Below are 14,210 nucleotides of genomic sequence, written 5' to 3'. Positions count from 1 at the left end.
CAGGCCGACCGGAAGAGGGATTGTGGCTGGTCTTCTGGGGCGGAGCAGCGTAATGTGTGGTCTGACCACATGGTCTGACCACACATCGAAGTGGCAGTCCTGTACACCCTCACAGTCGAAGGCTCCGGATGATCGGCGAAACCCTCTCCCCCGCGTCCACCCGCGCGTGGCAGGAGGTGCTCACCCACATCGAGAACGACCTGCTCTCGGGTGCGCTCGGGCCAGGAGATCACCTCCCGTCGGAGCGAACGCTGGCCGCCGAGCTCGGCGTCGGGCGCTCCTCCGTTCGCGAGGCGCTTCGGGTGCTCGAAGTGCTCGGTCTGCTCCGAACACAGACCGGATCGGGCCCGGGGTCTGGAGCGATCATCATCGCGAGGCCCTCCGGAGGGATGTCGTCACTGATCCGGTTGCAGGTCGCAGCGCAGGGATTCCGGGTCGATGACGTGGTCGCGACCCGGCTGATCCTCGAGACCGCGGTGGCAGCGCAGCTCGCCGCGAGTGGGCGTGACGACGCCGGAGCGAGTGCGAGCGTGATCGCCGACACGAGCGTGGAGAGGGCCGCGACCCCCCGCCCCGATCTCGCCCCCGCGACCGAGATCCTCGACGCCATGGAGGCGACGGGCGCCGCAGAACCGACACCCGGCGAGTTCCTCGCCCTCGATGCCCAGTTCCACTATTCGCTCGCCGAGATCGCCGGCAACGAGGTGATCGCCGCCATGATGACCGGCCTCCGCAACTCGATCGAGAGCTACGCCCTCGCCGGGGTTCCTCATCTGACGTCGTGGCGAACCACCTCCGATCGGCTCCGTCGGGAGCACCGCGCCATAGTCGCCGCGATCGAAGGCGGAGACCCCGTCGCGGCGAGCCAGACCGTCAACGATCACATCACCCAGTACTACGCGGAGGCCGGTTTCGGCACCCCCGCGACATCCACCCTCCCGAAAGGACCACACCATGGTTGAACGACGCCTTCCCAAGGTTCGAGACCTCGCGCCCCTCATGCACTTCAAGGCACCTGACCTGAATGCGAAGAGGCGTCGGCTCGACAAAGCGCTCACCATTGCCGACCTGCAGAAGATCGCCCGGCGGCGCACCCCGAAGGCCGCCTTCGACTACACAGAGGGCGCTGCCGAGGGCGAGATCAGCCTGGCCCGGGCCCGGCAGGCGTTCGAGGACATCCAGTTCAACCCGGCGATCCTCCGCGACGTGTCGACCGTGAAGACGGGCTGGGATGTTCTCGGCGCCCCTGTCTCGCTTCCGTTCGGCATCGCGCCCACCGGCTTCACGCGCATGATGCAGACGGAGGGCGAGATCGCGGGAGCAGGCGCGGCTGCGGCGGCAGGCATCCCGTTCTCGCTGTCGACGATGGGCACGACGGCCATCGAAGACGTGAAGGCGACCAACCCGAACGGTCGCAACTGGTTCCAGCTGTACATGTGGAAGGATCGGGACCGCTCGATGGCGCTCGTCGACCGGGCAGCAGCCGCTGGCTTCGACACCCTGCTCGTAACGGTCGACGTGCCCGTGGCCGGTGCGCGCCTCCGCGACAAGCGCAATGGCTTCTCGATCCCGCCGCAGCTCACACTCGGCACGGTGGTCAACGCGCTGCCGAGGCCCGAATGGTGGATCAACTTCCTCACCACGGAGCCTCTCGCCTTCGCCTCGCTCGATCGCTGGTCGGGCACTGTCGGTGAACTGCTGGACTCGATGTTCGACCCGACCGTGACGTTCGACGACCTGGCCTGGATCAAGGCGCAGTGGCCTGGCAAAATCGTCGTCAAGGGTGTGCAAAACCTTTCGGATGCCCGCCAACTCGCCGATCTCGGCGTCGACGGCATCGTGCTCTCGAACCACGGCGGGCGCCAGCTCGACCGGGCCCCGATCCCGTTTCACCTGCTGCCGGAGGTGGTGCGCGAGGTGGGATCTGAGTACGAGGTGCACCTCGACACGGGCATCATGTCCGGGGCCGACATCGTGGCAGCCGTGGCGCTCGGCGCCCGCTTCACGCTGGTCGGCCGCGCTTACCTCTATGGCCTGATGGCCGGCGGGAGGGAGGGTGTGGACCGCATGATCCAGATTCTCGGCGGCGAGATCACGCGCACGATGCGCCTGCTCGGGGTGAATTCGCTCGAAGAGCTCGAGCCGGGCCACGTGACGCAGCTCGAGCGCCTCATCCCGCGCGCCCGCGCCGAGGCCGCGGAGCGCGAGCCCAGCGGCCTGTAGCCCGAACGGTGTCCATCCGGTGCCTCCGTGGTCTAGTATGAGATTTACTCATTACGACTGAAGGAGACCCTCGTGGACTGTCTGGCGGAAACGGGACTGCCGATCGGCGGGTTGCTCGCGCTTGCAACCGTGGGACTCGTGGCAGGCCTGACGGTGGCTGTCTTCGGCGGGAGGCGACGTCGCAAGGGCGGAATGGCACTCGGGCTGCTGCTCCTTCTCCTGGGAGGTGGAGCTCTCAGCACGGCCGGAGCTCCTCCCTCGCAAGCTGCGCCGATGTCCGCCGGATCCTGCGCGCCAGGAGGCCACGGCGGAGCTCTGGCCACCTCGTCTGCCTCGGCCACCTCGTCCGCCTCGGCATCGGCGGGTCAGGGGAACACTGCGTCCCAGATACCGGGCCCGACAACGACGGTGACCGTCACCGCGGTTCCGACCCCGACACGCACCCCAGACGGGCCGATCACCACTACCGCTCCGCCGGACTCACCCGTCATCGATCTCGCTCTCGGTGCGACGGTGAGCCCGCCCAGCGTGCCGAGCAACCGTGCCACACCTGTCGCGATGAGCCTCGTTGTCGAGAACGTGAAAGCCGCGGCAAGCACCGGGCCCGTCACGGTCAAGATCCCGAAGCTCGCCGGCCCGGAAGCCGGCGGACTTCTCGTGACCGGCCTGAACTGGACCGTCGACGACGCCTCCGACCCCGCCAACCACGTACTCACCTACGCAGTGCCGATCCCCGGCTTCGGCCACTCGAGCACCGCCGTCGTCGGCTACCTCGGCTGGACGGTGCGGGATGCCCTGACCGTGCCCTCGATGATCGTGACGGGCAGCGCAGGCGACACCAACCCCACGAACAACGCGACCAGCGTCACGGTCGTGGTCAACTGATCCCTCCCCGAGGCCTGATGGCAGATGGGTCGCGTCAGCGGACACCTGCCATCAGGCGCCTCACGAAGGGGGTCGCGAGGGCGAGCAGCAAGCCGATCATGATCGCGATTCCTCCGAGCGCGCCGAAGTACGGGGCCTGGTTGGCGAGGTCGTAGAGCGAGGCGAGCTGGCCCGAGATGGCTGTGCCCAGCGCGATCGACAGGCCGACCGGGGACATGAGCAGCTCGGCGATCGTGAAGACGAGCAGGACGGTAGGGAGTTCCGACGATCGAGGTGGCGTTCGCCTTGAGCCCGCCGATGGCGATGGCGATGCCGATGGCGATCGTGACGAGGCCGATGGCCACGCCCACTACGCGCCGACCATGCCCGCGGCAGTGTCCTTCGGGATGCCGCTCGCCGTCGAGTTTCCCGTTGGCGCGACATTTTGCGAGAATCGCCGCGCAAACGGGAAAGTCGACGGGACGGGAAGGGGCGGGGAGGGCGGGGCGGGGAGGGGGCGCTACGCCGCGCCGAGTTCCTGCAGCACCGCCGCGAGCTGGTCGACCGCCCAGTCGAGATCGGCCTCCGAGACGACCAGCGGAGGGGCCAGGCGGATCGTCGAACCGTGCGTGTCCTTCGCGAGAACGCCGCGTTCCATCAGCCGCTCGCAGACCTCGCGGCCGGTGGCGAGCGCCGGGTCGATGTCGATCCCGGCCCAGAGCCCTGCGGTGCGCACGGCGAGGACACCGTGGCCGAGGAGCGCCTCGAGGCGCGCCGCCAGGAGGGAGCCCCGGGCATCCGCGAGCCGCTGGTACTCGCCGGTGGCGAGCATCGCCACAACAGCACTGCCGACCGCGGCGGCGAGCGGATTGCCGCCGAACGTCGAGCCGTGTTCGCCGGGGCGGAGCACGCCCAGGATGTCGGCGTTGCCGACCACGGCCGAGACGGGAACGATGCCGCCGCCGAGCGCTTTGCCGAGCAGGTAGAGGTCGGGAACGACGCCGACCCGGTCGCAGGCGAACGTCGTGCCGGTGCGGCCGAGTCCGGACTGGATCTCATCCGCGATCATCAGCACGTTGTGGGAAGTGCAGATGTCTCGCACGGCGGGAAGATAGCTGGCGGGTGGAACGATGATGCCGGCCTCGCCCTGGATCGGCTCGAGCAGCACGGCTACAGTGTTCTCGTCGATGGCAGCCTCGATCGCCGCCGGATCACCGTACGGCACCGAGCGGAACCCGGGTGTGAACGGCCCGAACCCATCACGCGCTGAGGCGTCGTCGGAGAAGCTGACGATCGAGATCGTGCGACCGTGGAAGTTGCCGTCAGCCACGACGATGTTCGCCATTCCGTCGGCAACACCTTTGACCCGGTACCCCCAGGCGCGTGCAACCTTGATTCCCGACTCCACGGCTTCGGCGCCGGTGTTCATCGGCAGCACCATCTCCTTGCCCGCAAGCGCGGCGAGCGCCTCGACGAACGGGCCGAGCTGATCGTTGTGGAAGGCGCGCGACGTGAGCGTGATGCGGCCGAGTTGCGCGCGTGCGGCATCCAGCAGAACGGGGTTCGAATGCCCGAAGTTCACCGCGGAGTAGGCGGCGAGACAGTCGAGGTAGCGACGGCCGTCGACGGCGGTCACCCACGCCCCGTCACCGGATTCGACGACGATCGGCAGCGGGTGGTAGTTGTGCGCGGCGTGCTCCTCCTCGCGGGCGATGGCCCGGTCGGTGAGGGTGGCGGAGTCGACGGAGATCATCGGCGGAGCTCCAGCGTGCAGCACTTGACCCCGCCGCCGCCGAGCAGCAGCTCGCTGAGGTCGACGCCGATCGGGTTGTAGCCGCGCTCCCGCAGTTGCGCCTCGAAGCCGGTGGCACGCGAGGCGATCACCACGTTGTAGCCGTCGGAGATCGAGTTCAGGCCGAGCACCGCGGCGTCGGTCTCGCTGACGAGGATCGCGTCGGGGTACCGGCGCTCGAGTTCGGCGCGGCTCGGGGCGTCGAAGGCGCTCGGCAGGTAGGCGATGGTGGCGGCATCCGGAGCTTCGTCTGCCGACTCGTTCAGAACAGCGATGGCGGTGTCGAGGTGGTAGAAGTTCGGGTTCACGAGGTTGAGGGTCACCACCTCACGGTTGAAGAGCGCGGCGACCTCAGCGTGCGAGTCGGAAGCACTCCGGAACCCGGTTCCGGCGAGGATCGTGTCGCCGACGAGCATGAAGTCGCCCTCGCCCTCGTTGATGTTCTGCGGCTCGTGCACGGCGTAGCCGGCATCCGCGAACCAGCGCATGTACGCGGGGCCCTCGGCCTGGCGCTCGACGTGCGTGAAGCTCGCGCCGTAGGCCACATTGTCGACGACGAAGCCACCGTTGGCCGAGTAGACCATGTCGGGCAGGCCGTCGATCTGGTCGATGAGTTCGACGGTGTGGCCGAGAGCGATGAAGGTGTCGTAGAGGGTCTGCCACTGGGCCAGCGCGAGGGCGGTGTCGGTGGGGAGGGCCGGATCCATCCACGGGTTGATCTTGTAGGTGACGGTGAAGAACTCGGGGCGGCACATCAGGTAGGTGTGCGGTTTCGCCTTTCGAACGCGAGGTTCTGAGGGAAAGATTCCTGGGAGGGTATCGGAAACGGGCAACGAGGTAGACACGGGCATCCTTCGTTCGACGGATGGCGGACGAAGGTCCTGAGGCTCCGAAGAGCACGCCAGGCGACCAGTCTGGCACGCTCGTAATGTCGTTAGTCGATCATCCCGCGCTGGAAAACTGCGTAGAGCAAGGCGGAATGCAAGAAAACGTCGTAAGCTCGGTCGAATGGACAACCTCGACTTTCGTATCATCGACCTCCTGAAGCTCAACGCCCGCACGGGATACGGGGACATCGGCCAGGTCATCGGGCTGTCGGCGTCGGCCGTGAAACGGCGGATCGACCGGCTCATTGCCGACGGGATCATCCGGGGCTTCACCGTGCTGCTCGACACCTCGCTCGACGGCAAGGTGACGGAGGCCTACGTCGAACTGTTCTGCCGGGGCACGGTCGCGCCGGCGGAGCTGAAACGCATTCTGTCGGGCGTGCCCGAGGTCGTCGACGCAGGCACCGTGACCGGCAGTGCCGACGCGATCGTACACATGCGTTCGCGCGACATCCCGAGCCTGGAGCTGGCGCTTGAACGGGTTCGGATCGCGCCGAACGTCGATCACACGCGGAGCGCGATCGTGCTGTCGAACCTCATCAAGCGCTAGCGGCGCGCCGCGGGGGGGGTGGTGGCGGGGTGTCCGGGTCAGGCGATCCGCACGTGCGCAACCGGGCTCGGCCTGCCGCGGCGAACCGTCGCCACGCTCACCGTCTGCTCCGCGAGGAACGGCAGCAGCTCGATCCGCCCCGCCCGCGTGGCCTCGCCCGCATGGATCGCCACGTCGGGCGAACCGCCGACCGCCTCGGCGAGCGCGCGCGGGTCTCCCCCGATCATCCTGATTCGCGACGAACCGATGCCCACCTTCGCTGCCCGCGCCAGCCAGGTCTCATCGCTCTCGACGAACACTCGCACGCGCCGTTCTTTCAGCAGCGCGCGGAGCGGTCGCGGCAGTTTCAGCGCCGTACTGAGCCCGAGGGAGGCCCGTGCCCGGGTTCCCGCGGCGAGTACCCGTACGAGCGCATCGAGCGGCTCTCCCTCGGAAAGCCTGATCACGACGGGAACCGGCCGGTAGCGCAACACCCTCCGCCCGGCGGCGGGAAGCTCGACCGCCGCGAACGCGCCCTTCCATGCCGCCTCATCGCTCAGTGCCGCGCGTCTCACGAAGTCGAACTGCCGCCAGTCGAGTCCCGGCGTCGCCGCTTCGATGAGCTCGCGCACCTTCGGGTCGAGGGTGCCGAGCGCCAGATCGGTGCTCTCCTCGCCCGCCTCGGTCGCCCACTGTCCGAGGCCGAGCAGCGCGTTCGGCCCGCCGATCGCTCCACCCGGCCCGACGGATGACCGCTTCCAGCCCCGCGCGGGCCACCGGTCGCCGAGGCTCCCCGCGATCGGTCGGTTCACCGAGAGACTCCCGGCGTCGACGGCGTCGAGCCAGCGCTCGACCTCGGCCGGATCCAGGGAGTGGATGCCCGCCGCCAACCCGAAGGCCGTGCTGTTCTGCAGCGCGATGGCCTCCTCGAGGGTCGCCACCTGCGTCACGCCGAGCACGGGGCCCGCGTCTTCGGCACGAGAAAATGCCGAGCCGGCCGTCACTCCCGCCCGCAGTCCGGGCGACCACAGCAGGCCCGCCTCATCGAGTCTCCGAGGTTCGACGAGCCAGCGCTCGTCGTCGCCCAGCGTCGTGAGGGCAGCCAACAGGCCACCGTCGGCGGGGCGGATGATCGGACCCATCCCGCTCGAGAGGGCCGTCGCCTCCCCGACCTTCAGCGACGCCACGGCATCGACGAGCTGGCGCGTGAACCGGGCTGACTTCGCGACCGAACCGACGAGAATGACAAGGTGCGCCGCCCCGGGGTGCTGGCCGGAGTGGGAGAACGCACTGGCCACGACATCGGTCACGGCGAGATCGACGTCGGCGCTCGGGGTGACGATGAGGGAATTTCGACCGCCCGTCGAGGCGATCAGCGGCAGGTCGGGGCGCCACGACCTGAGCTCTTCCGCGGTCTCGAACGAACCGGTGAGGAGCACGCGGTCGACGCGCGGGTCGGTGAAGAGCTGGCGGCGCAGGGCCGTGGTGCTCGGATGATCGGCGTCGTCCGAATGCCCGGCGACGGAATGCTCCGGCACGCCGAGCTCGACCAGGAGCAGCACCTCGCGGGGAATGCCCACCTCCCACAGCACCTCGCAGAGGAGCGCGGATGACCGGCCCGCCTCATCCGCCGGCTGCAGCACCACGGCAGCACCCGCGCCCAACGCCGCGAACACGCCGCCGGCCGGGTCGGAGACGGGGTGGCTCCAGGAGGGTGCGACCACGACGAGCGCAGACGGAACGAATCGGGCTCCGTCCACGTCGCCGAGTTCTTCGGCCAGATCGGCGCTGTGGGCGGAGAGCTCCACGGCGCGGCTCACGTCGGATTCGGCGTCCTGGAAGATCAGGCCGGTCTCGCTCACCATCACTTCGACGAGCAGGTCGCGGTTGACGTCGACCGCCTCCGCCGCACGTCGGAGCATGGTTGCCCGCTCGAGGGCCGGCCGTGCCCCCCAGGCCGCACCTGCCGCCGCGGCCCTTTCGACCAGCGCGTCGAGAGTGGAGGGGGCGACGATCCTGGCCGCCGCGTCGGTCGCGCTGCCGAGACGGGAGCGCGACGCACGATCCAGGATGCGGCGGGCTCGCTCCCGATCGGCCGGGAGAGAGCCATCGGGGTGAGCGGCGCCCGCGACACCCTCGGAATCCTCCCGCGAACCCGCCGGCCCCGAACTGCGCTGCGACGCGAGGAACCTGTCGCGCTCCCTCACGAACACGTGCTGGTCGACTTCGGGATCGAATGCCGACGCCAGCTGATTCCCGTCGCCGGCGGCCTCGCCGAGTCGGTCGATGAGGTAGTCGGTCACAGCTGCGAACTCGCGTGGATGTACAACGGGTGCGTGCAGCAGCACGTTGCCGACACTCCCGCGGACCGCCGCACGAAGCCTCGCGGATGTGCCGGACTCCAGCTCGACAGCGAGCCGGTCGGCCACGCCCCGTCGCTCGGCGAGCAGCCACGCGAAGGCGGTCTCGAACAGGCTGCAGCGCGCGATGACGATCCGCACCGCATCCGAATCCTGTGCCGTCAGCGCGGCGGCGAGCAGGCTCTCGAGGGCGGCGCCGCCGGCGCTTGGGGAGCTCGGATGCTTCTGCACCACCCGAACCGTGGTGCCCGCGCCGCCCGCTTCGACCCGCGCGCTCGCCCACTGCTGCAGTCGGTCCAGCACTGTGAGCGCGCCGGGCAGTCCGACCGGGAGCGTGATCCCGGCCTCGAGCCCACGGAATTCGGCACGGGAGAGGATGCTCTGGAAGACCGCGGCCGCCAGCTCGAGCTGATGGGGCTCCTCGAAGTCGAGGGTGAGGAAGACCGCCCCCGTTCGGCGGTCTTCCCTCGGCAGAGCCTGTTCGTACAGTGGGACGAGAGCTTCCGCCACCCGCTCGACCGTCTCGTCGAAATCCCAGAGCGCGCGGCCGTCCGCGATCGAGGGCAGGGCCATCAGCACGTGGTCCACGTCATCGCGCGCAAGAAGAGCGCTCACTGCGGCCCGGCACCGGGCGGCACCGGCCTCGCCGAGCACCGGCTCGCCCACCGGGGCGAGGTTCACGCGTGAACCGTCGGCGGTGAGACGCGCCATCGTCTCGCCCAGCTTCGACGGGGTCGCGTCGGCGATGAGGGGCGCGACCATCCGGCGCAGCAGGCGCGCCGACGGGGGAACGACAGCCCACGGAAGCGCCTCGCCCACGGTGCTTCCCACGCGGATGGCTGACCGCAGGCGCGCCGGAAGCGACTCGGGTACCCGGGAACTGAGGCGTTCGAGGTTGCCTGCGGCCACAGCGTTGTCGTCGGGGCGGACGACACCGTCGACGAACTCGACGGCGAAGGCGAGACCGTCGGGTTCGCGGAGCAGGCCGACGAGCCGGGCGGCCGGAGAGTCGGGGGCCCTGCCAGCCGCATCGGCACTTCTGCCGGACGCCTCACCCGAAGCGGCGCCGGTACGCGGCGCGTCCTCGTGCAACCAGGTGCGCACCAGCACCACGGCCTCCGCGCCGAGGCCCGCGAGGTCGCCCGAATCGCCCGAATCGCCCTGGTCGCCGACGGTGGTCGCCCCGGCCTGGTCCGCGCGCACCACGTCGTCGTCCGCGGCATCCGGAGCCGCATCGGCCACACGATCATCGGACTTCTGGTCGACCATGCTCCGACCCTAACGCTGCGCGGCCGACGAACGATCGGGGGACACGCCTCAGTGCCAGCGGTGATCCTGGATCGTGGCGCGCGGCCCGAACTTCGGCTTCGGCACCCCGCTCGCGAGGATCAGACGGACCAGGCGCTGGCGGTGTCCGCGCCAGGGCTCCAGCAGCTCGAGCATCCCCTCGTCGTCCACCGGTTCGCCGATGAGCACCCAGCCCACGTGTGCGGCCAGATGGAAGTCGCCGACACTCACGGCGTCAGGATGCCCGTGGGAGCGTTGGCTCGTCTCGGCGGCCGTCCACGGGCCGATGCCGTGCACGGTCTGGAGTTTCTCGAGCACACCGTCGTACCCCGCGGCTCGAGTGCCACCCGGGCCGGCGGGCGGGCCGGCGGGCGGGCCGGCAGGCGCGAGCCGGTCGAGCCCCGCGGCGACCGCGGCCGCCGCCAGCACCGCACGGGACCGGTTCGGTCCCACCCCTGCGCGGTGCCACTCCCACGACGGCACGAGCTGCCACTGCCGCGGGCTCGGCTGCACCCGCATCCCCTCGGGCGCAGGGCCAGGCGGGATCTCGCCGTACTTCGCAACGAGGTAACGCCACGCCCGACGGGCCTCGATCGTCGTGACCTTCTGCTCCAGGATGCTCGGCACCAGCGACTCGAACACGAGCGCCGTCGAGGTGAGCCAGAGGCCCGGATGCCGCCTCCGCACCTCGGCCAGCGGCGGGATGCGTTCCAGGTCGAACCCGCTCCAGTCGTCGCCGTCGCCCAGCAGGCCGGGCAGAGCATCCAGAGCCCACCCTGCACCCGCGCCCCAGGCGGTCGCCTCCACCCGGCCGCCCGCACGCGCCTCTGCGTGCAGCGTCGCGGTTCCCTCAGGCGAGCGGATGATGCGCCAGAACCCGTTCGGAGTGAGGCGCATCGTCGGCTCGTGAACACCCCGCAGCAGCGGACCGACCGTCTGGCGGAGGTTCACCGGGCGCGCGGGCGCGTACGTCGTCGTGAGGGGCCGCGTATCGGCGAGCAGGGCATCCATCCTGCCGCCACCCTAGTTCGCCCCGCCGACACTCGCGACCTCCGCCGCCGCCCCGCGCCCCCCGCGCCCCCACGCCGCCCTCCTCAACCGACACGCTCAATCGAGTGGGCAGTTCGGGCCCTGCAACCGCAATCACGGGGCCCGAACTGCCCACTCGATCAGACGGCCACCGCCCGGGCGTAGGCGTGGGGGGCGCGGGGGGCGCGGGCAGAGGCCGCGGACGCGACTTCCCGCAGCAGCACGGCCGTCGTGTCCCAGTCGATGCACGCATCGGTGACGCTCTGGCCGTAGACGAGCGTGCCCGCACCCTCAGCACCCGCGGCCGCATCGAGCTTCTGCGCGCCGCCGACCAGGAAGCTCTCCATCATGATCCCCGAGATCGCGTCGCCCGCGGCCACCTGGGCGGCGAGCTCCCGCACGACCGAGACCTGGCGCACGTGGTCCTTGCCGCTGTTGGCATGGCTGGCGTCCACGATCACGCGGGCTGGCAGACCGGCCCGGGCGAGCAGCGCCGACGCCGCCGCAACCGACGCCGACGCCGAGTTGGGCCCGCCGCGTCCGCCACGGAGGATCACGTGACCCGCCGCGTTGCCGGTCGTCTCCACGGCCGCAGCCATCCCGAGCTCGTCGATTCCGAAGAAGACGTGCGGCTCGGCCGACGACACGCAGCCGTCGACCGCCACCTGCACGTCGCCGTCGGTCGCGTTCTTGAACCCGACCGGCATGGAGAGACCCGAGGCGAGCTGGCGGTGGATCTGGCTCTCCGTCGTGCGCGCCCCGATCGCCCCCCAGCTGACCGCATCCGCGATGTACTGCGGGCTCGTCGGCTCGAGGAACTCGCATCCCACCGGCAGTCCGAGGTCGAGGATGTCGCGCAGCAGCAACCGCGCAATGCGGAGTCCATCGGCCACCCGGTGCGTTCCATCCAGGTACGGATCGTTGATGAGACCCTTCCATCCGCCCGTCGACCGGGGCTTCTCGAAGTACACCCGCATCACGATCAGCACGGAGTCCGCGAGGGACGCGGCGAGCGGGGCGAGGCGGCGTGCGTACTCGAGTGCGGCATCCGGATCGTGCACCGAACACGGCCCGACGACGAGCAGCAGGCGCGGGTCGTCGCCGCGGAGGATCGCCTCGATCTCTGCCCTCGAGCTCGACACGAGCTCGGACTGCGCGGGCGAGAGCGGCAGCTCGCTCCGGAGCTCCAGGGGCGTCGGCAGCGGTGCGAAGCGGGTGACGCGCAGGTCTTCGGTGGTGCTCATGAAACGGTTCCGTTCCGGCGAGCAGCTTCCTCAGCCAACCCGCCATTAATGGCGAAAGGCAGAGACTGTTGTCTCTGCCCGTTGGCTCTGGAAGGTGGTGTGCGCGATTACAGCGTCGGCCCTCCCGGAGCCAACTCGAAATACGCATACCAACGACTGTGCATGCGAACACCCTAGCGCGAGATGGCCGGATCCGTATGCTTCAGGGATGACCGATCATCCACTCCCCGACGACGCCGTCGGCGCGCACAGTGACGAAGCCGCCGATGCCCTCGGTGAGTCCGTCGACGTCGCCATCGTCGGCGGCGGGCACAACGGGCTCGTCGCGGCGGCCTACCTCGCCCGCGCGGGCCTCTCCGTCACCGTTCTCGAACGCCTGCCCGACGTCGGCGGCGCGGCGGTCTCGGCGTCGCCGTTCGACGGAATGGATGCCCGCCTCTCCCGGTACTCGTACCTCGTGAGCCTGCTCCCCCCGCAGATCATCGACGATCTCGGACTCGACATCACGCTGATCAGGCGGCGTTTCTCGTCGTACACCCCCGTGCCCGGCACCGATCGCGGCCTCCTCGTCGACACCGGGGATGCCGCGGCCACGGCCGCCTCGTTCGCCTCCATCGGGGCAGGTGCCGACACGGCGCTCTTCGCCGAGTTCTACGAGCACTGCGCCTCGCTCGCGCGCCAGCTCTGGCCCACCCTGACCCGGCCGCTCCGGCGCCGTTCGGAGCTCCGGGCGCAGGTCGTCGACGCGGGAGCACCGCTCGTCTGGAACGCTGTGGTCGAACGCCCGATCGGCGAGGTCATCGAGGCGCACCTCCAGAACGACACGGTGCGCGGGGTGGTGCTGACCGACGCGCTGATCGGCACATTCGCCCGGGCCCACGACGCGGATCTGGCCCAGAACATCTGCTTCCTCTACCACCTGATCGGCGGCGGAACCGGCGACTGGGACGTTCCGGTCGGCGGAATGGGCGCGGTCTCGGCGGCACTGCTGAAGGCGGCTCTGGATGCCGGAGCCACCGTCGTGACGAACGCCGAGGTCATTGCGGTGTCGCCCGGCGGCGTGGTGACGTACCGCGCGCCCGCGGGCCCCGCCGCCACCCTCCGCTCCACCTCTGTGCATGCGGGAACCGTTCTCGCGAACGTCGCCCCCGCCGTGCTCGACGGCCTGCTCGCCGACGGCCTCCCTCCGACCGGGGCCGGGGCCAGAACAGAGGCAGGGGCCGGGTCCGGAACCGGAACCAGAGCCGGTCGCGAAGCGCCGGAGGGCGCCCAGGCCAAGGTGAACCTGCTGCTGACACGCCTGCCGCGGCTCCGCGACGAGACGGTCACCCCTGAAGCGGCGTTCGGTGGAACCTTCCACATCAACGAGGGGTACCAGCAGCTCGACGACGCCCATCGCGCGGCGGCCGGCGGCGCTCTACCCGATCCACTCCCTGCCGAGATCTACTGCCATTCGCTCACCGATCCGAGCATCCTGTCTGCCGAGTTGCAGGCATCCGGGGCCCAGACCCTCACGGTGTTCGCGTTGCATGTTCCGCACCGATTGGTCACCGAGGCCACGAACGACGCCTTCCGCGCCGAGATCCAGGCGGCCGTGCTCGCGTCGCTGAACAGCGTGCTCGCCGAACCGATCGAGAACTGCCTGGCGCTGGATGCCGCGGGCGAACCGTGTATCGAGACGAAGACCACGCTCGATCTCGAGCATGCGCTCAGGATGCCCGGGGGCAACATCTTCCACGGCCCGCTCTCCTGGCCCTGGGCCGACGACGACGAACCGCTCGACACGCCCGCCGAGCGGTGGGGCGTCGCGACGGCGCTTGGGAACATCCTGCTCTGCGGTTCCGGTTCCCGGCGGGGAGGCGCGGTGAGCGGGCTCGGCGGGCACAGCGCCGCCATGGCTGTGCTCGAAGCGCGCGGCATGCAGCTTCCCGGCGCAGAATGAGGGACGGGCCTGCCACCGCACACCCCCACTGCACGAACGACCACGAGACGGGC

General features: G+C 70.0%; 11 protein-coding genes. 5 read left to right on the top strand and 6 right to left on the bottom strand.

Annotated features, from left to right (window positions below):
* Positions 1-128 precede the first annotated feature (128 nt).
* The 3 genes from B7R21_RS00770 (at position 129) to B7R21_RS00760 (ending at position 3,108) form a co-directional block, all read left to right on the top strand.
* Entirely contained in the window at positions 129-962 is an 834-nt protein-coding gene (locus B7R21_RS00770; RefSeq protein WP_116281340.1) for a FadR/GntR family transcriptional regulator, read from the top strand.
* Positions 955-2,223 (top strand): alpha-hydroxy acid oxidase, encoded by a 1,269-nt coding sequence (locus B7R21_RS00765; RefSeq protein ID WP_116281339.1) that lies wholly within the window; start codon positions 955-957, stop codon positions 2,221-2,223. Before B7R21_RS00770 ends, B7R21_RS00765 begins: the two co-directional genes overlap by 8 nt.
* 72 nt (positions 2,224-2,295) lie before the next feature.
* Positions 2,296-3,108: a hypothetical protein gene (locus B7R21_RS00760; protein ID WP_116281338.1), complete on the top strand. Its 813-nt coding sequence runs from the start codon at positions 2,296-2,298 to the stop codon at positions 3,106-3,108.
* 34 nt (positions 3,109-3,142) lie between these two features.
* Here B7R21_RS00760 and B7R21_RS00755 read toward each other — a convergent pair whose 3' ends face one another.
* The 3 genes from B7R21_RS00755 to ddaH form a co-directional block, all read right to left on the bottom strand.
* Positions 3,143-3,325, bottom strand: coding sequence for a hypothetical protein (locus tag B7R21_RS00755; RefSeq protein WP_116281337.1), 183 nt, complete (start codon positions 3,323-3,325; stop codon positions 3,143-3,145).
* Positions 3,326-3,607: 282 nt separating this feature from the next.
* Positions 3,608-4,840, bottom strand: coding sequence for an ornithine--oxo-acid transaminase (gene rocD, locus B7R21_RS00750; protein WP_116281336.1), 1,233 nt, complete (start codon positions 4,838-4,840; stop codon positions 3,608-3,610).
* Positions 4,837-5,730 carry a dimethylargininase gene (gene ddaH, locus B7R21_RS00745; protein ID WP_116281335.1) on the bottom strand — a complete coding sequence of 298 codons (894 nt, stop codon included), beginning with the start codon at positions 5,728-5,730 and terminating at the stop codon, positions 4,837-4,839. Before ddaH ends, rocD begins: the two co-directional genes overlap by 4 nt.
* 157 nt (positions 5,731-5,887) lie before the next feature.
* Between ddaH and B7R21_RS00740 the strand changes: the two genes are divergently transcribed.
* Entirely contained in the window at positions 5,888-6,316 is a 429-nt protein-coding gene (locus tag B7R21_RS00740) for an Lrp/AsnC family transcriptional regulator (protein WP_116281334.1), read from the top strand.
* 38 nt (positions 6,317-6,354) lie between these two features.
* Here B7R21_RS00740 and B7R21_RS00735 read toward each other — a convergent pair whose 3' ends face one another.
* The 3 genes from B7R21_RS00735 to B7R21_RS00725 all read right to left on the bottom strand — a co-directional run bounded on the left by B7R21_RS00735 (position 6,355) and on the right by B7R21_RS00725 (position 12,215).
* Positions 6,355-9,924 carry a proline dehydrogenase family protein gene (locus B7R21_RS00735; protein WP_116281333.1) on the bottom strand — a complete coding sequence of 1,190 codons (3,570 nt, stop codon included), beginning with the start codon at positions 9,922-9,924 and terminating at the stop codon, positions 6,355-6,357.
* 48 nt (positions 9,925-9,972) lie between these two features.
* Positions 9,973-10,953: a DNA-3-methyladenine glycosylase family protein gene (locus tag B7R21_RS00730; RefSeq protein WP_116281332.1), complete on the bottom strand. Its 981-nt coding sequence runs from the start codon at positions 10,951-10,953 to the stop codon at positions 9,973-9,975.
* A 158-nt stretch (positions 10,954-11,111) separates the two neighbouring features.
* Positions 11,112-12,215, bottom strand: coding sequence for a 3-deoxy-7-phosphoheptulonate synthase (locus B7R21_RS00725; RefSeq protein WP_116281331.1), 1,104 nt, complete (start codon positions 12,213-12,215; stop codon positions 11,112-11,114).
* 208 nt (positions 12,216-12,423) lie between these two features.
* Here B7R21_RS00725 and B7R21_RS00720 point away from each other — a divergent pair, with 208 nt between their 5' ends.
* Complete coding sequence (locus B7R21_RS00720; RefSeq protein ID WP_116281330.1) at positions 12,424-14,157, top strand: phytoene desaturase family protein; 1,734 nt, start codon at positions 12,424-12,426, stop codon at positions 14,155-14,157.
* The last annotated feature ends 53 nt before the right edge of the window (positions 14,158-14,210 follow it).

Origin of the sequence: Subtercola boreus (assembly GCF_003399625.1) — a bacterium.
In the GTDB taxonomy this organism is placed as follows: domain Bacteria; phylum Actinomycetota; class Actinomycetes; order Actinomycetales; family Microbacteriaceae; genus Subtercola; species Subtercola boreus_C.
The sequence above is the reverse complement of the archived record's forward strand: the minus strand, read 5'-3'. Positions and strand labels throughout refer to the sequence as shown.